This is a genomic window from Paenibacillus sp. cl123 (genome assembly GCF_900101595.1).
In the GTDB taxonomy this organism is placed as follows: Bacteria; Bacillota; Bacilli; order Paenibacillales; family NBRC-103111; genus Paenibacillus_G.
Genome location: NZ_FMYY01000012.1, coordinates 91,841 through 112,660, shown reverse-complemented (window position 1 = coordinate 112,660; position 20,820 = coordinate 91,841). Strand labels below are relative to the sequence as shown.

Annotated in this window: 15 protein-coding genes; 3 read left to right on the top strand and 12 right to left on the bottom strand. The window is 56.8% G+C overall.

Going from position 1 to position 20,820, the window contains the following annotated elements; all coding sequences use genetic code 11:
• Positions 1 to 11: 11 nt before the first annotated feature.
• The 11 genes from cyoA to BLR08_RS18610 form a co-directional block, all read right to left on the bottom strand.
• Entirely contained in the window at positions 12 to 947 is a 936-nt protein-coding gene (gene cyoA, locus BLR08_RS18655) for a ubiquinol oxidase subunit II (protein WP_072331476.1), read from the bottom strand.
• A 60-nt stretch (positions 948 to 1,007) separates the two neighbouring features.
• Positions 1,008 to 1,211 (bottom strand): hypothetical protein, encoded by a 204-nt coding sequence (locus BLR08_RS30755; RefSeq protein ID WP_143014411.1) that lies wholly within the window; start codon positions 1,209 to 1,211, stop codon positions 1,008 to 1,010.
• A gap of 12 nt (positions 1,212 to 1,223) precedes the next feature.
• On the bottom strand, positions 1,224 to 1,484 hold the full coding sequence (locus BLR08_RS18650; RefSeq protein ID WP_072331473.1) for a hypothetical protein: 261 nt from the start codon (positions 1,482 to 1,484) through the stop codon (positions 1,224 to 1,226).
• Positions 1,485 to 1,921: 437 nt separating this feature from the next.
• Positions 1,922 to 2,674, bottom strand: coding sequence for an MgtC/SapB family protein (locus BLR08_RS18645; RefSeq protein ID WP_072331470.1), 753 nt, complete (start codon positions 2,672 to 2,674; stop codon positions 1,922 to 1,924).
• 247 nt (positions 2,675 to 2,921) lie between these two features.
• On the bottom strand, positions 2,922 to 4,913 hold the full coding sequence (locus BLR08_RS18640) for an ATP-dependent DNA helicase (protein WP_072331467.1): 1,992 nt from the start codon (positions 4,911 to 4,913) through the stop codon (positions 2,922 to 2,924).
• A 552-nt stretch (positions 4,914 to 5,465) separates the two neighbouring features.
• The gene (gene odhB / locus BLR08_RS18635; protein WP_072331464.1) at positions 5,466 to 6,815 is read right to left on the bottom strand and encodes a 2-oxoglutarate dehydrogenase complex dihydrolipoyllysine-residue succinyltransferase; all 1,350 of its coding nucleotides are present in this window, start codon (positions 6,813 to 6,815) and stop codon (positions 5,466 to 5,468) included.
• A 5-nt stretch (positions 6,816 to 6,820) separates the two neighbouring features.
• A complete protein-coding gene (locus BLR08_RS18630; protein WP_072331461.1) occupies positions 6,821 to 9,751 on the bottom strand; it encodes a 2-oxoglutarate dehydrogenase E1 component in 2,931 nt (976 codons plus the stop codon).
• Positions 9,752 to 10,851: 1,100 nt separating this feature from the next.
• Positions 10,852 to 11,712, bottom strand: coding sequence for a glycerophosphodiester phosphodiesterase (locus tag BLR08_RS18625; protein ID WP_072331458.1), 861 nt, complete (start codon positions 11,710 to 11,712; stop codon positions 10,852 to 10,854).
• Positions 11,713 to 11,949: 237 nt separating this feature from the next.
• A complete protein-coding gene (locus BLR08_RS18620; RefSeq protein ID WP_090586338.1) occupies positions 11,950 to 12,474 on the bottom strand; it encodes a DUF420 domain-containing protein in 525 nt (174 codons plus the stop codon).
• 195 nt (positions 12,475 to 12,669) lie between these two features.
• The gene (locus BLR08_RS18615) at positions 12,670 to 13,329 is read right to left on the bottom strand and encodes an HAD family hydrolase (RefSeq protein WP_072331455.1); all 660 of its coding nucleotides are present in this window, start codon (positions 13,327 to 13,329) and stop codon (positions 12,670 to 12,672) included.
• 7 nt (positions 13,330 to 13,336) lie between these two features.
• Positions 13,337 to 14,317 (bottom strand): AraC family transcriptional regulator, encoded by a 981-nt coding sequence (locus BLR08_RS18610; RefSeq protein ID WP_072331451.1) that lies wholly within the window; start codon positions 14,315 to 14,317, stop codon positions 13,337 to 13,339.
• A gap of 110 nt (positions 14,318 to 14,427) precedes the next feature.
• Here BLR08_RS18610 and BLR08_RS18605 point away from each other — a divergent pair, with 110 nt between their 5' ends.
• Positions 14,428 to 17,472 carry a family 78 glycoside hydrolase catalytic domain gene (locus BLR08_RS18605; RefSeq protein WP_072331448.1) on the top strand — a complete coding sequence of 1,015 codons (3,045 nt, stop codon included), beginning with the start codon at positions 14,428 to 14,430 and terminating at the stop codon, positions 17,470 to 17,472.
• 68 nt (positions 17,473 to 17,540) lie between these two features.
• On the opposite strand, the gene BLR08_RS18600 is transcribed toward BLR08_RS18605, so the two are convergent.
• On the bottom strand, positions 17,541 to 18,548 hold the full coding sequence (locus tag BLR08_RS18600) for an ABC transporter substrate-binding protein (protein ID WP_072331445.1): 1,008 nt from the start codon (positions 18,546 to 18,548) through the stop codon (positions 17,541 to 17,543).
• A gap of 218 nt (positions 18,549 to 18,766) precedes the next feature.
• On the opposite strand from BLR08_RS18600, the gene BLR08_RS18595 reads away from it, so the two are divergent.
• Both BLR08_RS18595 and BLR08_RS18590 read left to right on the top strand, forming a co-directional pair.
• Positions 18,767 to 19,759, top strand: coding sequence for a FecCD family ABC transporter permease (locus BLR08_RS18595; protein WP_072331443.1), 993 nt, complete (start codon positions 18,767 to 18,769; stop codon positions 19,757 to 19,759).
• Complete coding sequence (locus tag BLR08_RS18590) at positions 19,746 to 20,747, top strand: FecCD family ABC transporter permease (protein WP_072331441.1); 1,002 nt, start codon at positions 19,746 to 19,748, stop codon at positions 20,745 to 20,747. The genes BLR08_RS18595 and BLR08_RS18590 overlap by 14 nt, the downstream gene beginning before the upstream one ends.
• Positions 20,748 to 20,820: the final 73 nt, after the last annotated feature.

Here is a 20,820-nt window from a genome sequence, read left to right as displayed (position 1 = left end):
GGACTTCCTTTCTATTGTTTAGTGCCCGAGGTCGTCGTGGCCTGCGAAGGCTGAGGCGTCTGATCGGCTTTGCCGTGTCCGCCGTGTCCGCCGCCCACAGCGTATTTATTGACAATCTGGTTGAAGAGCCCTTCCGGGAAAGCGGAGAAAAATTGAGGGGTCGCTTTGCCCGGCGTCGCCAGATGCTCATATCCGGCCTTGCTCAGCGCAGGCGTGGACCGCTTGACTTCGCTTACCCACTTCTGAAACTGCTCGTCCGTAACGGCATCCACATCGAAGGTCATGTCGGCAAAATGCTCGCCGCTGAAGTTCGCGCCGGAGCCGTAATATTTGCCCGGATGGTCAGCCTGCAGATACAAGGTCATCGCCATGCCCGACATCGTATACATCTGCCCGCCCAGCTGCGGAATCCAGAAGGAGTTCATCGGCGCATCCGAAGTCAGCTCAAACTTGATCGGCACGTCTTCCGGAATTTGCAAATAGTTGACGGTGGCAATCCCCTGCTCCGGATACATGAACAGCCATTTCCAATCGAGCGACGTCACCTGAACCGTAAGGGGCTTTTTCTCGGATTCGATCGGCTTCGACGGCTCAAGCGCATACGTATACTTAACCGTTATAATCCCCAGCGTGATGATGACCAGGATCGGAATGCCCCACCAGACGGTTTCCATCCAGGTGCTATGGGACCAATTCGGCTTGTAGGAAGCTTTGTTGCCCGGCTTGTCGCGATACTTCCAGACGATGTATGCGGTCAGCAGCAGCACAGGAACGAGAATGGCCGCACAGAGCAGCGATGAGATAAGGATCAAATCTTTTTGACCTTGACCGATAGGCCCTTTCGGGTCCATCACAATGACCTGCTCCCCGCAGCCCGCCAGCAGCATAAGCAAGGTCACGATCAACAGCGGAAATACGGTCCGAATCGCCTTTTTCGGATTTGGCATGATGAACCTCCTGTTCGTTGTTCGACAACCATAGTGAATGTTAAGATGCGTGAACGTTTTTCATTTTATGTGATTTTGTTCACTTTCTTCTCTATAAGTAACATACCAAATTTCCGCCCCTTGTGAACCAGGGTTAACAAATACGTCAACCATTCGCCATTTTCCTGTAAAACAAATGTCACCTGTTCGACATTGATTAAACTGAAATCTTATGAAAAGAAAAAAACCTCCTGCCGCGCGGGCAAGAGGTCCGTTATTGGACATATGCTGGGCCTTCTATTCCGTCACCGACGCGGCGCGTGAATGGACCAGATGAATAGCTGTACGGATCACATAAATAAACACGCTGCCGACCATACAGCCAATCCCCACCATAAGAGAGGTATTCTTGTCGCTGAAATGATGCAGGTTAAGCATGCTGAGTACCAGACCCAATCCAAGGAATACCCACGCTGCAGCCGTCATCATCGTGACCAGACGACCCACATCGCGTCCGACGCCGTCCCTGTTGTTCGTTGATGTAGTTCTTGTCGTCATGCCAATCACTCCAATCTTGATGAAAGTGCTTTCTCGTGAATAGTATATCACATCTTCCCGCGAGATGTTCAAACTTTTTTCACATTATGGCCATATATCGGACAAATATAGGCCCGTCTTATAGTAGTTTACCCCGTAGGGATGGGATTAAATCGATTTGGAATTAAATCACTTTCAAAAACTGCACCTCGCATCGGCCAGTTCCTTGAAGCTCTTCGCGTATGGCTCTATGTTGGGCATGGGGAGAAATGGATCATGGGGCTCCAACCGCTCTTGAAGTCATGTCCGATTGGAATGGATTTAGCGGTAAGGAAACGTCTTTATGGTAGGCGCTCGCCAGCCCCCTTTCGGGACTTTCACCCTAGAGATGACGCCCATGCTGGGCGTACCATACAAAAAACTGACGATCACATTATGATCGCCAGTTTTCTCTGCGGTTATAAGGATATGGCTTTTCCCCCGGCCGCGGAGGAAGTTTCCGAAGCTTTCAGCTTCAGCACGGCTTGATCCTGCATCAACAGCGTCACCAGGTTGTCGTAGACATCGCGCTTGGATTTCAAGGTCATCTGCATGCTTACCGTGAGCTTAGGGTTCTCCTCCGATTCAGATGCGCGGTTTTCCACTTCAAGCTCTACAATCACCGCGCCCGATTCCTTCACCAAGGACGATATGCGTCCCAGGTGACCGCCGCCGTCCGGCAGCTCCAGCATCAGCATCCGCTTTTTCTGCGAGCCTTGAAACACGCTCGTGTCTACTTTATTCAAGACGAACAGACTGATCAATGCCGCTATCGTGCTGATTACGGCTCCGAAATAAAACCCGGCTCCAACCGCCAGTCCGATCGCCGCGACGACCCATAATGAGGCAGCCGTCGTCAAGCCGGCTACGGTTGCCCCCGTTCGCATGATCGTTCCCGCTCCCAGGAAGCCGATGCCGCTGATCACTTGGGCCGCCAGCCGGGCCGGGTCCATTCTTACATTAGGCTCATAAGCAAATTGAGAGAACCCGTAGCTGGACAGCAGAACGACCAGAGCAGAGCCGACACAGACAAGGATATGCGTACGGAAGCCGGCAGGATGATCCCCCGCCTCCCGCTCCAGACCGATCGCTCCTCCCAATATAAGCGCGACGAAAATACGAAGGCTTAGTTCCCAGTAACTGATCTCCCAAACTTCCGGATTAATCCCCATTCTTTCATGCACCTCTCTCTACCCACACTACCCTGTTATAAATTACAACTAAAGTTACACTATCTCATCATTCCTGAATCATTGCTCATACCCGCATCCCATATGCAAGACGTAACAAACGGCTCTGAGCCGCTCGTTCATCGCTTTCGACACGCCGGCATGAAAGAACTCCAAGCCTACCGAATCAGGTCATTTCCTGGGAAATCTTGCGGATGATTCAGCAGAGCTTTCGCCTCGGGGAATCATCTTATTTCATTTCAGCGGGCGTGTCCGTCCACCTAAATTCAACTTCCTCCAAAGTCTTCAGCCTTACGCCGTTCGGAAGCAGGCCTTCGACATGGGCACGCAGCTCGCTTGATGTATGGAGCTCTTCGCTGAAAATAGCCACAATGCCCCGATCCTGACGCGAGCGGATCAGCCGGCCCATTCCCTGCTTCAAGCGCAGCAGCATATAAGGCAGGTCCACCTCCTCATAAGGATTGGCCGCAGCCTGCCTTCTGGCCTCGAACACCGGCTCCTGCGGGGGAAAAGGAAGCGACCAAATGATCACATTGGACAGCGACGGGCCAGGCACATCCAGCCCTTCCCACAGGCTGGATGCGCACAGAACGCTGGCTTCATCCTGCTGGAAGGCCGAGATCTGATCGCTGATCTCGCGGTCGCCCTCGAACAGGAACCGCATCCCCCCGCATTCGGGGTAATGCACAATCTCGCTCTTGAACCGCTGTAGCTCGTCCTTGGCTGGGAATAAGAGCAGCGCCCTGCCCCCGGTCCTGACCAGGAGGGAGACGGCGGTCTTCATCTTCTCGGAGAAGGTGCCCCGGTACGACCAGACGGGCGCCGTCACCTCGAGCTGACTTTCGTAGTCATAGGGGGAAGCGACAGAGAACGACAAGGAGTCGCCGGCGCCGAGACTGCTTCCTACATAGTCAAACGAGCCTTCGACAGAAAGCGTAGCCGAGGAGAATACGATCGGCATCTGCTGCCCGAATACGCCTTCCCTCAGCACTTCCTTCACCAGCCGCGGCATGATGACCAGCGTCAGACCGTTCGCGCTGTCCGTCGCCCAGCAGATCGGATGCTCCGCCCGGCCGAACAAGCTGAGCGCTTTCTGCATCATCTCCAGATGCTCTTCGACAATGCGCAGCTGGTAGTCATTTAATGTAAACAGTTCGCTTTCGAACACCAGCTCATCCTCGATATTCGACAAAATGTCCTGGAAGCGTCCGATTTCTTCCAACAGCCGCCCGTCAACCTCGACCCGTCTGCGTTCGGAGCCCGGGATCGGCTTGGACTGGCGTTCGATCACCTCGAACATCGCTTCGCTCTGGGCTATCGCATCTTCGATCAGGAAGGCGAAGGATTCGCGCACCTCTCCCTTCAGCAAGCGGGTGATCAAATCCTCGAATACGACATGCTTCAGCTTGTAAGTCAACGCCTTTTGGGCGGCCGATTCCAGCAGATGCCCTTCGTCGAATACAACGGCGCTGTGCTCCGGCAGCAGCGGCAGCTGACCTTCCCGCTTTCGGCCTTCAAAGGTCCAAACATGCTCCATATAGAAGTCATGGGAGCATACGATCAGATCGGCGGACCGGCGGTAATGGTCGCGGGATAAGGTTTGTCCGCACCGATGCCGCTGGCTGCAGACGAAGCAGTCCTGGAACGCATCCCAGCTGATCCGGCTCCACTGGGCATCATCCAGATGCGGATAATCCTTGCGGTCGCCATAAGCATGGAAGGACTGCAGCGCTTCCCGCATATGCACGAAATCCGGCAGGCTCTCGTACAGGTCGCGATAAAGCGGAGTCTCCCCGTGGCCTAATCTGGCTTCGTCCAGCTTGTTCAAGCATATATATTGATCCGGAGATTTCGCCAGCCGCGCATCGATATCGAGCTTCAGATGCCGCGACAGCTTGGCGATATCCCCTTCCGGCTTAACCAGTTGTTCGATAAGCGACTCATCCGCGCAAGCGATGACGACCGGCTTTCTGTGATACCTGGCATAACATACCGCATATAGCAAATAAACGAGGGTTTTGCCGGTTCCGACACCCGCCTCTGCAAATATCGTCCGTTTCTCCGCAAATGCGCGCTCGACCTGATAAGCCATATAAATCTGCTCATCCCGCACTTCGAAGCCCGCTTCCGGCAATACATCGTAAAATACATCGGCGATCCATTCTCCGGCCTGCTGCACGAATGGCCTTGAATGATCGTAAGCAAAAGGATATCGGCTCACTAATCGTTGCCTCCATATATATAATAAATATCGAATCTTCTATTATGGCACGTTATGTCTAGAAAAGCAAGACGCTTGCCTGCTCGGGGCTGTACTCTCTATTGGCGAACAGACAGCAAGAAGAGGTTGCCCTATATGCCGTGGACAACCTCATTATTATGAAAGACAGACTATTAGGTTACTGTTCAGGCTGCCGTTTGCAGGAGACCTGAGCAGTAACCCGCTAGTACGGCCACCTGCCGCCAGTGTTTTGTACGGTTTTCCGTTTCTGCTAGTAAGGCTGCCCCAAACTAACATGCACCAGTTACGACAGACACCTAGAAACCCGGTGACCAAGAGACCGGAAAACCGATGAGAAGCCGAAACAGCGAGTGGAACTCCGACCGGCCGCGGGCCGCGCGTTATTCACCGGAATTCTATAGGCCTCACCAGGGGCATGCCCTTTGCCGGAGACTTGTCCGGCCGACCCTTGTGGTCCGGCGACGCGCCAGACTACGAGGTCCTAAGCGGGTCCTACAGCCCGGCGATAACGCCGCTCTTCCTCTCTGCCGCTTATCCCTCCAGCAGCAAAGTTTCCGGGTCTTCCAGCAGCTCCTTCACCTTGACGAGGAAGCTGACGGCTTCGCTTCCGTCGACGATCCGGTGATCGTACGACAAAGCGATATACATCATCGGCCGGTTCTCCATGCGATCGGCGTCGATCGCGACCGGACGGAGCTGGATTTTGTGCATACCCAGTATCCCGACCTGCGGAGCGTTCAGAATAGGCGTCGAGAGCAGCGATCCGAATACGCCGCCGTTTGTGATCGTGAAGGTGCCTCCCTGCAGATCGGCGATCTCGAGCGAGTTGCTGCGCGCCTTGCCGGCCAGTTCGGCAATTTTCTTCTCGATCTCCGCAAAGCCCAGCTGGTTCGCATCCCGTACGACCGGCACGACCAAACCTTCCTTGGCCGAGACGGCGATCCCGATATCGTAATACTGCTTGACGATGATGTCTTCCCCATCGATCTCCGCGTTCAGCAGCGGGAACTTCTTCAAGGCGCCGACAACCGCCTTGGTGAAAAAGGACATGAAGCCGAGCCCGACATCATGTTTCTCCTGGAACGATTGCTTGCGCCGCTTGCGGATATCGAGGATAGCCGTCATGTCCACCTCATTGAAGGTGGTCAGCATGGCTGCCGTGCGCTGGGCTTCGACCAGACGCTTCGCGATCGTCGCTCTCCGGCGCGACATCCGCTTGCGCTCGGACGGCTTGCCCGCTTGTCCCGCAGCTGCCGGAGCAGCCGGACGGACGGGCGGCTGAGCTCCGCTCGGCGTAGCGGCTGGAGCGCCCGGCTGCGCGGCAGCCGAACGGGCAATGCCGCCCGTCGCGGCCGCAAGCGAGCCGCCGGCCGCGGCGTTCCGGACATCGGGCTCATAAACGCGCCCGATCGGATCTTGGCCGGTCACCTGACGCACATCCACGCCTTTCTCGCGTGCCAGTCTCCGAGCCGCCGGCGATGCCGACAGCGGCCCGCCCTCACCGGCATCGCCGCCGGCTTCAACGACCGGGCTGCCTGGAGGGGCCGTTGCCGCTCCAGGAACAGCGGATGCCTCCGGCTGCGGAGCTGCGCTCGTGACTCCAGCCGATGTGTCCACATTGGCTGTGCCTGAAGGCGAAGACGCAGCGCCTACGCTGATCATGCCAATGACTTCGCCGATCTGGACATTTTCGCCTTCCTGCTTCAATATTTTATCGATCACGCCGTCCTGCTCGGCGCTAATTTCCATATTGACCTTATCGGTCTCCAGCTCAAGCAGCAAGTCGCCCTGCCGTACGTTTTGTCCCTCTTGCACAATCCATCTGGAAATGGTTCCTTCGGTGATGGACTCCCCCATCTCCGGCACTTTGATTTCACTCACGCGACTTACCTCCCGTTAGTTGTAATGAATTGCGAGCTTGGGCTCGGGCTTAACGCCACCGACACGATGCGCTGCTGCTCATAGCTGTGCACGTTCTGATAACCGCTCGCCGGACTCGAACGCTCCGGACGGCCCGCATAACGGACTTCCTTCACGTCAGGAGGCGCAGCCGCCCGGATGCGAGGTTCCATATAGCTCCACGCTCCCATGTTGCGCGGCTCTTCCTGCACCCACATCAGCTCCTGGACGTTCGGGTACTTCGCCAGAATGCTGCGAATCTCCGCCTCCGGGAACGGGTAGAGCTGCTCCGTGCGGATAATCTGCAGCCAGTCCCAGTTTTTCTCGGCGGATTTGTCCAGCGCCTCTTCAAGATCGACGGCGATCTTGCCGGTGCACAGGATGATCCGCTCCACCCGGTCCGGCCTTCCACCCAGCTTGCGCTGCTCCAACACGGGACGGAACGCGCCTTCACTGAGTTCGATTCCGTCCGACGCTACCCGCGGATTACGGATCAGACTCTTCGGCGCCATCAGGACAAGCGGCCGGGCGCGATCGGTTTCCGTCAGCAGAGCCTGACGGCGGAGCAAGTGGAAATATTGCGCCGCGGTCGTCAGATTCGCGACCATCCAATTGTCCTCGCCCGACAGCTGGAGGAATCGCTCCAGACGGGCGCTGGAATGCTCGGGTCCCTGGCCTTCGTAACCGTGGGGAAGCAGCATAATAAGGCTTGATTTCTGCGACCATTTCGACCGGCCGGCGGTAATGAACTGGTCGATCGTCACCTGGGCCGCATTGGTGAAATCGCCATACTGCGCTTCCCAGATCACGAGCGTTTCCGGCGCGTACACATTATAGCCATATTCGAAGCCGAGTACGGAAGCCTCGGACAACGGGCTGTTGTAGATGGCGAACGAAGCCTTGGCCTGAGGCAGCTGATGCAGCGGACTATATACGGCGCCCGTTTGGACATCATGAAGCACCAGATTCCGGTGGGCGAACGTCGCCCGCTCCACATCCTGCCCGCTGATCCGGATCGGCTTGCCGTCCGCCAGAATCGAAGCGAAAGCCAGCGTTTCGGCATGGCCCCAGTCCACCTTCTCGCCCTCGTTCAGAGCGGTAGCCCGGCGTTCGAGTATTTTTTGCAGCTTCGGATATACATGGAAGGACTCCGGCCAGCTCAGCAGGCCCGCATTGATCTCCCTCAGCTTCTCCAGGGAAACCCCGGTGCGCAAGCTCCCGCCTTCCTCCGGCCGAGCAAGTCCCTGCTGCTGGGTGACGGGTTCCTGACCGTCCCGCTGCTTAACCTCGTCGTAGGCTTCCCTCAGACGGCCGAGCACGTCCTGCTTGATCTGATCGGCTTCCTCCCTGCTCATCAGCCCCTGACCGATCAGCTTCTCCGCATACAACATGCTCACGGTAGGATGACTGCGAATTTTGGCGTAGATCAGCGGTTGCGTTGTCTCGGGATCATCCGACTCATTATGCCCGTATCGCCGATACCCGATCAGATCGATCAGAAAATCCTTCTTGAACAGATGCCGGTATTCGATAGCAAGCCGCGCGGCTGCCAGGCAAGCCTCGGGGTCGTCCGCGTTCACATGAACGATCGGAATTTCAAAGCCTTTGGCAAGGTCGCTGGCATAATGCGTGGAACGCGAATCCTTGCTTTCGGTCGTAAAGCCAAGACGATTGTTCACGATGATATGAATCGTGCCTCCGTTGCGGTAGCCTGTCAGCTGATTAAAGTTAAGCGTCTCGGCGACAATACCTTCTCCGGGAAATGCAGCGTCTCCATGCATCAGCACCGCAGCCGCCCGGGCTACGTCTTGCACCGGGTAGCCAGGCTGCGTCCTGTCGTCCTGGGCCGCCCGGGTGAAGCCCTCGACCACCGGGTTGACGAACTCCAGATGGCTCGGGTTGTTGGCGAGCGTCAGCTTCGCTTCCACGGTTTCGCCCCATTTGACCGACCGGTTGGCTCCCAAATGGTATTTAACATCGCCGGTCCAGCCGTAATTAATGCCCATCGAGCCCTCCGACGGGATGAGATTGCGGTTGGCGGAATGGTGGAATTCGGAGAAAATTTTGCTGTACGGCTTGCCGAGCACATGGGCCAGCACATTCAGCCGTCCGCGATGCGCCATCCCCATCAGGATATCCTTGGCGCCGTCAAAAGCCAGCTCGCGGACAATCTCGTCTACCAGCGGCACAAGCGCGTCGGTGCCCTCGACGGAAAACCGCTTTTGACCGACAAATGTCCGATGCAGGAAATCTTCGAACTGCTCGGCCTCCAGCAGTCTTGTCAGCAGCGCGCGGCGTTCCCGCTCATCCAATGCGAATTGCGGCAGCTTGAATTCGACCTGTTCATTGAGCCATTTCCTCTCCTTCTCATCATGCACATGGCTGAACTCAAACGCGATCGTCCCCGTATAGGCCTGGCGAAGCTGCTGGACCGCCGCCCAGCCGTCGCGCGCCTCGGGATGCTGCCCGTCCCAGACGAGCTCCGTAGGAAGAGCCGCCAGATCGGCAGCCGTAATGCCGTAATATTCGGGCTCCAGCAAGCGAACATCCGCCTCGGCGCTAATACCGAGCGGATCGATATCCGCGGCCAGATGACCATAAGTGCGGATATTCCATACAAGCTTGCCGGCCGCTACCGCTTTATGCAGCAGCTCTGCGCTGACCGCAGTCCCGCCTATGCCGGTTGTTAAACCCTCTGCCGAAGAGCCTACAGCAGCGGCGGAAGCGGCTGCCGGGGCGGAAACGCCTTGGGGGCGGGCAGCCGGAGGCTCCCCCCAACGCTCGAACAGATCCCGGTAGTCCGCTCCTACGGACTGAGGATCTGCCAAAAAATTTTCATATTGCTCCTGTAAATAACCCAGATTCGGCCCGTAATACGCAGCCCATGGGTCCCCAGCTTTCTCGTTAGTCGGTGCCATGATTGCTTTCCCTCCGTCTTGGTTAATGGTTTCAGTTCAGTGGACGGATCTTCTGTTCCATTCAGTTTGTAAATCCTACCCTTATTATAAGCTTCCCCTTCCTTATAACTTAAATAACCATTTTATATGGGTTCGATCTCATTAATAGATCATTTGAGTGGTAAATGATATCTTTCCCCCTTGTCTGCGCTGCGGGGAGATGGAGCGGCTTCGTATCCGGTAACAAGCTGCGTTTCCTAAGCAAGATAAAAAGCCCGGGCAGCCGGGCTTTTGTATTCTATACTTTAGCTTCGCTTTTACACCTAACGTCTCATCCGATGCCCGGAGCTGTAACGGAACTCACCCGTCCCTGGAACCGCTGCTCTCGCGACCTTGCCGTCCTTATGGAAATCAGCTCCCCTTAACGGGAAAACTGAGCGACAAATGGGCAGTTTGCCTCTCTAGGGGCTCCCGGTTCGTTATTAATACGGAATGCGGTCGATTTCGCGCGCTTAAGGTCGCTGATTTTCGTTACAACAGTCCGCTTTGTTTCGTTCACCTGCTTCAGACCGCTGGCCGAATTGGGGATCGGCTGTAACCGGCAGAGCAGGGGACACGTGCTTTCAGCAGCCAGTCAGGCGCAGTTATACGATTTTTCCATTACGGCATGGAGCCGAGAAATCAGGTACGCGAAAACTTCGTAGGGAAGAAAGGTACGAGCTAGCGTTTCTACGTATAACCGCATCGGAGAGGCACTCCAAAACAACAGGAGATTCCAACGATTTCTGCCTCGAGGCTTGCCTAAACTCTAACTCTAAACTCTAAACTGAGTCTGGAGTCCGGTGGCTGGGCTCGCCCAAAACCTGCTGAAGAAAGCAGCCACCGGTGCAAACACGAAAGGAGCTAAGCAGATGCAATCCGCATAGCTCCTTTCGTATTTTAAGCCTACATGCTTCTGACGATCGAATGTCCCGTCAAGCATGCATGCCTGCTTTTTGGAACGGCCCCTTTGCTCTTTTGACAACACCAGTATAGACTTTCCGTCTCCTTTATCAGCCAGCCCCCGAATTACCAGCCCTGCCCCTAATAAGCTTCCGTTTGCTCCCCGGCTCACCACAGTCTCACTTCGCCGTTCCGCTTATGCCCTTCCGCTCCGCCAACTGCTCGCCGACGATTTGCGCCAGCAGCTTAGGCTTATCCGTAATGACGCTCGTTACGCCCAGATCGAGCAGCTTTCTCATCATCGTCGGATCATTGACCGTCCATACCAATATATCCTTGTTATGCTTCGCCGCCAGCTTCAGCAGCTCCGGCTCCGCCAGCGGATAGGCGAGGCTGAGCGCATCGTAATCCGGGCTGCTCAGCAGCTTCTCCCAGAAGCCTTCTCCGCCCGCTTTGTCGACAATCAGTCCCGTGCGCAGCTTCGGATCGAGCTGCTTCACTTGATGGAGCAGCTTGGCGTCGAATGAGGTGAAAATGCAATCTTTTTCAAACTTTTTACGCTTAACGACTTCTACGGCTCGTTCGGCCAGCTTTACTTGGTGTCCATTATTTTTCAGCTCGATATTCAGCTTCATTCGTCCGTTGACCGTATCGATCACCCGCTCCAGCGTCGGCACCCTCTCGCCGTCAAAACGCTCGCCGAACCAGCTGCCTGCGCTGGCGGCCGCCAGCTCGGCCGACGTCACCTGCCACATCGGCTTATCGATACCCGTCGTTCTCTTCGCCGTGTCGTCATGCATGAGCATAACAACGCCGTCCGCCGTCTCCTGCACATCCAGCTCGGCGTAGCCGGCTCCCGCCCGGATCGCTTGGCGGAAAGCGCTGAGCGTGTTTTCCGGCGCTGTCTCCGAGCTGCCGCGGTGAGCGGTTATGCTTTCCCAAGGCACATCTGCGCCCGAGCCGGATATCGTGGGCAGGCTTGGAATCATGGCTGCTTGAACGACTAGTAGACAAAGCATGGCCCGTATAACATTGGACATCGGCTGGTCCCTCCTGAGATGGCGGAATGATAGCCCTAACGTACCATAACTTCGTTAGAAAACTATCAGCAAAACCGACTTTTTACGCGACTCCTCAAACAAATTCTTAACACCTGCTCCGGCCGCGCGACTGCGGCGTTCTCACTTTGGCTCGCTTTGGCGCATCCGTTCACGCAAATAAGCCGGAGCTGTGCAAGCTCCGGCTTGTCCGCGCCAAGTTTCGTCACGGCTTTCCGTTCAATAATAAGGAGAAATCAGCAAATAGACGACGACCCCCGTAGCGCTGACATACAGCCAGATCGGCATTGTCCAGCGGGCGATCTTGCGGTGGCGCGCCACCTTGCGCGTCAATCCGCTGGCCATCGTCAGCAGGGCGAGCGGCACGTTGACAATCGCGAGCAGCACATGCGTAAGCAGCACGAAGAAATAAACATACTTCAGCCAGACAGGACCGCCGAACTTGGTAGGCTCTGTCAGGTAATGATAGATCACGTACGAGATCAGGAACAAAGCTGTCGATCCGAATGCCGCGAATACCCAATTGCGGTGTACGGTAATATTTTTTTTCTTAATGGCGAACAGCGACAGCAGCAGGAACACGAAGGTAAAGCAGTTGAATATCGCATTCAGCAGCGGAAAGATCGTAGCGTCGAAGCCAAGCTGTCCCTCGTAGCCCGGCAGAAAAAACAGACAGGCGATAATCGCAATCAATATCAAGGAAAACACAATGATGGCGCCTGTAAAATTACGTTTTGTTTCCATGATAGGCCCCCTCCCGAAAAAGATAGTCATTCTTTGTCTTATCCCTTCAAGAATAGGGGCTTTTGCCGGCAAATACAATCCGGTGCGCAGCCTGTTTTGTTACGGTTTGATGAAAAGCGTCCGCCAAGCCGAGTCAAGGAAGCTTGGATTCGCCGTACCTTACCTCTTCCCTGAGCTTATCCAGTCTGCTGACAATCATCTCAAGTCCTCCCAGGCAGCGAGCCATGCCGTCAGTTCCTCCAGCGCATCGATCCGTCCTGCCGGCTCCACGCCCTTGCTGCGCATAACGTCCATGCCGGTCTTATAGCTAATGAATGCTAAACCCGCTCCTATCGAGCCCTTTCCGTCGATCCAGGAGTCGCCTACGGATATCCATTCCTCCCGGCGAATATGCGGAAATTGCTCCAGCACATGAAGAAAGCCCGATGGCGACGGCTTGAGCGCCGTCATTTGCTCCCGTCCCGCGATTAGGCCGAACCGGTCCTCGATGCCCGTCAGCTGCAAAGCCTTCACAGCGGCGATGCAAGAGTTGTTAGTCACCACGGCCAACGTATACGTTCCGCGCAGAGTCTCCAGCAGCTCCCTGGCGCCGGGCTCCAGACCGGCTCCCTCCATTCCCCGCAGCTCGTGCTGCGCGGCTATGCCCATGACCTCCGTATAGCCTGTCTCCGTCAGCCCGGCTTCCCTGGCATGCTCGATCATCGTAGCGGACGTATGCTCATGCAGCGGAAAATCCGCCCCCAGCAGCCGAAGATCGGTCAAGTGTTCATAAATATGCCGCTTCATAGCGGCGAAGTCAATACGCGACTGAAGCAGCGTATTATCCATATCGAATATAATTCCTTTGACCGGCATAGCCGTCTCACTCTCCTTCTGCAAGCTCCGGATCGGCTGGCTCTGCAATGACCGGCGACGCCCCGCCTGACTTTCTATATTGCCCGGGCGTCATTCCCGTCTTCTTCTTGAACAGCCGATTGAAAAACTTCAGGTCCTGGTAACCGGCTTGCTGGGCTATGACCGCTATGCTGTCTCTTGTAAAAAGCAGCCGGTCGCAGCTGGCCTCTATCCGGTACTTATGAACGTATTCCGTCAGCGTCATCCCCGTTCTGGCTATAAACCGGCGGCGAAATTGCCGCTCGCCCAGCCTGGCCTCGTCCGCAAGCTCCCGGACATGGACAGGCGACTCCGGATGCCGCCGAATCCGCTCGGCGATCCGTCCCAGCAGCCGCTCTACATCCTGCCCCCGCTCTGCCGGGGCTGCGGCCTGGAACGATTCGGGCCACTCCTCCCAGTCAGCCCCCTCCGGCTCCAGCCGGCGCTGCACCTGGACAAGCAGACGGATGATGTCCGCCTGCACCATCGCTGCATAATGCGGTTTCCGCAGCCGGAACTCTTCATGCATCCGGTTGAAGGCATGCTGGAACATATCTCCCCTATCCCGCAGGTACAGCCAAGGCTGCTCCGGATAGCCGGCCGTCAGCAGCTTCATCAAGCCCGGTTCCATGGGAACGGCGGCTGTCAGCTTCTCGACCAGCCATTCGTTGAACAAGCAATTGTAGACGATCAGCCGCCCGCCTTCCCTGGCCGATGTTCTCGGTCGGAACACATGGGACGCGCCCGGAGGGATTACAAATAAATCGCCTTTGGCGACGGACAGCGTCCGTCCCTCGATATGCTGATAGCCGCTGCCTTCGCTGACATAGTTAATCTCGAAAAATTCATGCCGATGCTCTTCCAGCTGAAATGATTCCGATACCCGGTTGATATGGAAGGGCAGCTCCGGCGTCAGAAACAAGCTGCGGCTGGTCGTTATAATCCGGCGTTTAGCTCTCAGCTCCCTCACTCCTTAAAGACCGTATCCTCCCTGCTTGTTGTCCGGATCCACCCCTATGACTCCTCTAGTTTCACTCTATACTAAACCTAATCTCTTGTGAAGAAGGAGTCTGATCCTAGATGAAGCAGGACCTTGTCGAGCCCGCATGGCAGGCGCAGTGGATATGGGCGGAGGGAGAGCAGAGCCCGCGCAACGAATGGCGCTGCTTCCGCAGAAGCTTTGCGTGGCCGGGCGACGCCGGGAGCGAAGCCGTTCTCCGCATAACGGCGGACTCGCGTTACGTGCTGTATGTCAACGGCAAGCAGACCGGGCGCGGACCTGTGCGTTCATGGCCATTCGAGCTGGCGTACGACGAATATGAAATCGGGCACCTGCTGAGGGCAGATGCGCCGAACACCATCGCCGTGCTTGTCATGCATTACGGCGTGTCTACTTTCCAATATATCAAGGGTCGAGGCGGCTTGCTGGCCGAGCTGGGCTGTCCCGGCCGGACACAGCCGCTGCTCGTGACGGACGCGAGCTGGCAGACTGCGCTCCACGGCGGCTATGACCGGACCTCCTCCCGCATGTCCTGCCAGCTCGGATTCACCGAGATCATCGACGCCCGGGCATGGGATGATACCTGGCTCGATGCCTGGCCTGAGACGGAAATCCTGAACAGGAGGGGGGACGCGGCAGGAGATGGACCCGGTGAAAGTACTGGAGACACGGCGGGAGACGCAGCCGGGATCAGGACGGACGGCGCCAGTGACAGAGTCGGAGGCGCCAACGGAAACGGGAGCCAAGCTGCGGCCGGATGCTGGGAGCCGGCCGTCGTTATCGGTCCGGCAGGCATGGAGCCCTGGGTACGACTGGTCAAGCGGCCGATTCCGCATCTGGCTGAGGAGCCGATGTACCCCTCGCGCATCGAGGCGATGCGGGCCGTAAAGCCGGCCGCCTGGACCGCCGTCATCGATCTTCGCAATCATCTGGCGCCGGAAAGCGTTCACCATGCGAACAATATTTTGTTTGTCGGCTATTTGGCGACCGTGATCCGGCTGGAGCAGCCGGCGCGGATCACGCTCGGCAGTCCGGATGACGGCCGGGTTGCGCATACGGCGAGCATCAACGGCATCTGGTATGGACCTGAGGCTTACACGGGGAGTGACCCTGAGAAGTATTTGACCGTCGAGCTGCCCGCCGGCGACCACTTGGCGCTCATTCATCTCCTCAGCCGCAATCACGGCCACGGCTTCCACTTCGGGGTGGACAGCGATCAGCCGTTCGAGCTGCGATTCCCGCTGCCGGACTATGCGGACGGAGAGGCCGAATCTCCCTTCCTGACGCTGGGACCGTTCGATGCCGTCGAAGTCATCGACCATCAGCCGGGACGCGAGCTGCGTCTGGACCACCCGGATTTAGAACGGGCCCGCTCCATATCCTCTGCCGCTGAGCTGCGGGAATGGACAGCATGGGTCCGTCCCGTCCCGGGAGTTCTCGTCAACCGCAGCGACGTGTTCGCTTCGTCCGTCTGGACTTCCTTCGCCGAGCAGCGGCCAGTTCCGCAGCAGCTGCACGCGATGGTCACCTCGGAGGCAGCTCCCGGCATCGTTCCGGTATTTCCCGGGCTGGATACGGAGGTCGTCATTGACTTCGGACGCGAGCTGTCCGGATTTCTGGACTTCGAGTTTGATGCGGCGGCGGGGACAATCATCGACTTCTACGGCTTCGAATATATGAACGAAGAAGGCTGGAGGCAGCATACGTATCAACTGGACAATACGCTCCGGTACGTATGCCGCGAAGGCAGACAATCGTATCGTTCTCCTGTACGGCGGGGCTTGCGCTATGTCGCCGTCACGATCCGCGGAGCCAGCCGTCCAGTCCGCTGGTTCGGACTGAGGATGATCCAGAGCCATTACCCGGCTGCCGAGACAGGCGCCTTTCAAAGCTCCGACCGGCTGCTCAATGATATTTGGAGCTTGTGCCGCCATACGACTCGGTTATGCATGGAGGATACATTCGTCGACTGCCCGGCCTACGAGCAGACCTATTGGGTGGGAGATGCGCGCAACGAAGCCTTGATCAATTACTACGTCTTCGGGGCCAAGGACATTGTCCGGCATTCGCTGCGGCTCGTGCCCGGCTCCTCCTTCCAAACCCCGCTTTATGTCGATCAGGTGCCAAGCGGCTGGAGCAGCGTAATACCGAACTGGACGTTCTTCTGGGTAACCGCCTGCCTGGAATTTTACCGGTTCAGCGGAGATGCCCGGTTCGCGGCCGACATTTGGCCATCTGTCAGTGCCGTGCTGGACCGCTATCTGGAGAGACGGGATGCAGACGGGCTTCTGCGGATGAAAGGCTGGAACTTCCTGGATTGGGCGCCGTTCGAGCAGCCGGGAGACGGCGTAGTCACGCCGCAAAATATGTTCCTGGTCAAATCGCTGCGGGAGGCTGCCCTGCTCGCCGAAGCGATCGGACAGACGGCTGACGGCAGCCGGCTTGCGGCGGAAGCGAAGCGTCTGCGGGAGGCCATCAATGCCCATCTATGGGATGAGGACCGGCAAGTGTATGTCGATTGCGTGCATGCGGACGGACGAATGGCGGCTACGACAAGCATGCAGACGCAGGTCGTCGCCAGCTTGTGCGGGATAGCCGAAGGCTCACGCGCCGGGCGGATCGAAGCTTACATCGCCAGTCCGCCCGCAGCGTTTGTGCCTATCGGCAGTCCGTTTATGTCCTTCTTCTATTATGAAGCATTGGCCGGGCAAGGCCGCCTGGATCTGCTGCTTGCGGATATCCGCAAGCAATACGGCACGATGCTCGATTATGGCGCGACCGCCTGCTGGGAGACGTATGCCCGAACGGATAACCCGGCGCCTACGCGCAGCCATTGTCATGCCTGGTCAGCCGGTCCCGCTTATTTCCTGGGGGCTTATGTGCTCGGAGTGAGGGGCTTAACGCCCGGCTGGGACCGGGTGCTGATCGCTCCGCATCCGGATACGCTGGACTGGGCGCGCGGCTCTGTCCCGCTCCCGGACGGCGGCCGGATCGATGTCTCCTGGCGCATCGACCGGATGCGCGGACAGATGAAGCTGCGGGTGAGCGCTCCGCGAAGCGTGCAGCTGGAATTCCAGGCGCCTGAAGGGCTGGAGCTGGTGTTGGAACACTGTCCGATCGGTTAACCGGAAGAATCAAACAAACAAAGCTGACGTCCTGCTCGCAGGCGTCAGCTTTGTTAAAAGTCTGCTTGTTATTTCACTTCAAAAAACTTCGCAAGCTCGTCGAGCAGCAGATTTGCCGCTTTATAGCCGCCTGCCGTATTCCAGATCGCTTCGTTCACTTCGATGACCTTGTTCGTTTTGGATACGTTCAGGTTTTTGAACAGCGGATCATTCAGCCATTCCTGAGCCACTTGAGTCGCATCTGTTTTCCCGGCCGTGTTGGAGGCAAAGTAGAACATCACATCTCCGTCCATGCTAGGAATTTTCTCCTTTGTCATCACTTCGATGAACGCATCCTTATCCTGGGATTCCGGACGCGCAACGCCGAGCTGGCTGAGCAGCACACCTGCGAACGTTTGCTTCTGATAAATACGCACCTGGGTTGGAGAGAAGCGCACCAGCGATACTTTGGTAGCCGCCTTCGGACCCAGCTTCGCTTTGACCTCTTCCACACGCTTGTCGAAGGCGGCCAGCGCTTTGTCGCCTTCTTCTTTCTTATTCAAAGCTTCCGTGTACAGCTTGAAGTTAATCTTCCAGTCTCCGCCCAGATCGGCTGCGAATACGGTCGGCGCAATTTGCTTCAGCTGCTCGTAGATTTTCTCTTGTCTGACCTTGTTTCCGATAATCAGATCGGGCTTGAGGCTTGCGATTATTTCAATGTTCGGCTGCAGCTCGTCGCCAACTACCGTAACATCCTTCATCTCGTCTTTAATGTGGTCATACCATGGATTTCCGATCCAGGATTGAACGGCCCCTACCGGCTTGACTCCGACGGTCAGCAGAGCTTCGGTCCCTTCGTTGGTCAGAATAACGACCCGCTTCGGCGTCCCTGTAATAGGCGTCTCGCCCATGGCGTGCTTGATGACGCGCGGAGCTTCGGTTTTGGCCGGTTCGGTCTTAGGCGACTCCGCCGTGGCGGCCGGTGCCGCTTCTTTGTTGCCGCCTGCCGCATTGCCTCCGCAACCTGCAACGATAAATACCATGATAGATATCATAACCAACAGCGATGTACGGGTAAATCTGAATAAGGAACGCATGTTTTCTCTCCCCTGGAATCCAATTCCTTCTATTTTAATGATATTGGGAATCATTATCATTTGAATAATAATCCAATCTCTCATTCGCTGTCAACCCAAATATTGATAATGAGAATTATACTCATTGACAACGATGAACCTATCTCATAGAATTTCTAGGTGTACCTATCCGAATTTCGAAATGAGTGAGAGTATTGGCCCTGTTCGGGAATCGTCCCATGCTTAAGCTGCTTGGCCTTGCCGTAGGCTTTATCCTGCTGCTGCTCGGCCTGCTTGCCAGCATTTTATTCGGTCACCAGCAATTCAGTCTTCATACGCTATGGCAGGCGTATCATCATTTTGACGGGTCCAATGAGCACCTCATTTTAGTCAATTCCCGCGTCCCCCGCTCGCTTGTAGCGGCTATGGTAGGCGCAAGCCTGGCCTTGGCCGGAGCCATCATGCAGGTGATCACGAAAAACCCGATCGCTTCGCCATCCGTATTCGGGATCAACTCGGGCGCCGTTTTGTTTGTCGTGATCGGACTTGCCTGGTTCGGCTCCGCATTGACCATGAGCGGCATGATCTGGCTTGCCTTCGCCGGAGCTTCCGTCACCGCTTTGTTCGTCTATGCGCTCTCCTTGCAAGGAAGCGCCCGCTTCGAACCCGTCAAGCTGACCTTGGCCGGGGCATCCGTCGCCGCCTTCGCGTCTGCCGTGACATCGGGCATTATTCTGATCCGCAAGGATTCGCTGGAAACCGCCTTGTTCTGGATGATCGGTTCGGTATCGGGCAGACAGCTGGAGCATCTGTACATCGTCCTTCCTTATATGGCGGCCGGCTGGCTGACGGCAATGCTGCTCTCCGGCTCCTTGAATATTTTGGCGCTGGGCGACGATATCGCCAGAGGGCTTGGGCAGCGTCTCATGCTCATAAGAGGCATCGCGGCAGCCGCCGTCGTGCTGCTGGCCGGATGCTCGGTTGCCGTAGCCGGACCTATCGCCTTCATCGGTCTGATCGTTCCCCATCTGTGCCGCTACCTCGTAGGCAACGATCACCGCTGGCTGCTTCCCTACAGCGCATGCACCGGGGCACTGCTGCTCGTTGTGGCGGATCTCGCCTCACGCTTCATTATTATTTCCAAAGAGGTTCCGGTAGGGGTTGCCACGGCGCTGATCGGGGTTCCATTCCTGATTCATGTGGCCAGAAGGAGTCAACATGCTCAATCGTAGAAAAAACAGATCCATATCCATCCTGCTGCTGCTCGTCCTGCTTGCGGCCGTCTTGTCCGTGATCAGCCTGTCGCTGGGAAGCGTGCGGATTCCTATACGCGAAGTCGTCTTGTCCTTGATCGGTCAAAATACCGCCAGCAGCGACTTGATCCTGATGCAATTCCGGCTGCCGCGCATTGTGGCCGCGATTCTGATCGGGGCTGCCTTGGCCGTGTCCGGCGCTCTGCTGCAAGGGGTGATCCGCAATCCGCTGGCCGCTCCGGACTTGATCGGGGTGACGGGAGGGGCTTCCGTCGCTGTCGTCGCTTTCATGACCTTGTTCACCGGCAAGTACAGCATTCAATGGGTGCCGGTCATCGCCATAGTCGGCGCTTTCCTCGCTGCTGCTATCAATTATGGATTGGCCTGGAAACGCGGGGTATCCCCGTTCCGTCTCATTTTGATCGGAATCGGCGTATCTACGGCCATGGGGGCGCTGACGACCTATCTGCTCGTCAGCGGTCCCGCTTACTTGGCCGCGCAGATTCTGAATTGGACGACAGGGAGCATCTATGGAACGAACTGGAAACATATCGGAGCCTTATGGCCTTGGGTCGCCCTGTTTATTCCGCTCTCCTTGCTGTATGCCAAGGAACTGAACGTTCAATCGCTGGGAGAGACTGCGTCAACGGGACTCGGCAGTCGGCTCCAGCTCAGCCGGCTGGTCTTGCTGTGTTATACGGTCGCGCTGGCCGGGGCGGCGGTGGGAATCGGGGGTATGATCTCGTTTATCGGCTTGCTGGCCCCTCATATGTCCAGAAAGCTTGTCGGCAATTCGTATCAGATGCTCATTCCGGTGTCTGCGCTGGTCGGAGGAATTATTCTGCTGCTGGCCGATCTCGCAGGGAGAATGCTGTTTCAACCGCTGGATATTCCCGCCGGGGTATTCACGGCAGGCATCGGCGCCCCATTCTTCATGTACCTGCTGTTCAGGCGCAAGGCGGCGTAGACAGACATACGGCTTCGAGTTCCATAAGTCACCCCTAACAGGCCCCCCGCCTGGCTGCCCGGATGAACGGCGC

Excerpts from the sequence above, each read along its gene's own strand:
- cyoA (WP_072331476.1), bottom strand. The coding sequence starts at position 947 with ATGCCAAATCCGAAAAAGGCGATTCGGACCGTATTTCCGCTGTTGATC.
- BLR08_RS30755 (WP_143014411.1), bottom strand. The coding sequence starts at position 1,211 with ATGTCCAATAACGGACCTCTTGCCCGCGCGGCAGGAGGTTTTTTTCTT.
- BLR08_RS18650 (WP_072331473.1), bottom strand. The coding sequence starts at position 1,484 with ATGACGACAAGAACTACATCAACGAACAACAGGGACGGCGTCGGACGC.
- BLR08_RS18645 (WP_072331470.1), bottom strand. The coding sequence starts at position 2,674 with ATGGGGATTAATCCGGAAGTTTGGGAGATCAGTTACTGGGAACTAAGC.
- BLR08_RS18630 (WP_072331461.1), bottom strand. The coding sequence starts at position 9,751 with ATGGCACCGACTAACGAGAAAGCTGGGGACCCATGGGCTGCGTATTAC.
- BLR08_RS18625 (WP_072331458.1), bottom strand. The coding sequence starts at position 11,712 with ATGTCCAATGTTATACGGGCCATGCTTTGTCTACTAGTCGTTCAAGCA.
- BLR08_RS18620 (WP_090586338.1), bottom strand. The coding sequence starts at position 12,474 with ATGGAAACAAAACGTAATTTTACAGGCGCCATCATTGTGTTTTCCTTG.
- BLR08_RS18615 (WP_072331455.1), bottom strand. The coding sequence starts at position 13,329 with ATGCCGGTCAAAGGAATTATATTCGATATGGATAATACGCTGCTTCAG.
- BLR08_RS18605 (WP_072331448.1), top strand. The coding sequence starts at position 14,428 with ATGAAGCAGGACCTTGTCGAGCCCGCATGGCAGGCGCAGTGGATATGG.
- BLR08_RS18600 (WP_072331445.1), bottom strand. The coding sequence starts at position 18,548 with ATGCGTTCCTTATTCAGATTTACCCGTACATCGCTGTTGGTTATGATA.
- BLR08_RS18595 (WP_072331443.1), top strand. The coding sequence starts at position 18,767 with ATGCTTAAGCTGCTTGGCCTTGCCGTAGGCTTTATCCTGCTGCTGCTC.
- BLR08_RS18590 (WP_072331441.1), top strand. The coding sequence starts at position 19,746 with ATGCTCAATCGTAGAAAAAACAGATCCATATCCATCCTGCTGCTGCTC.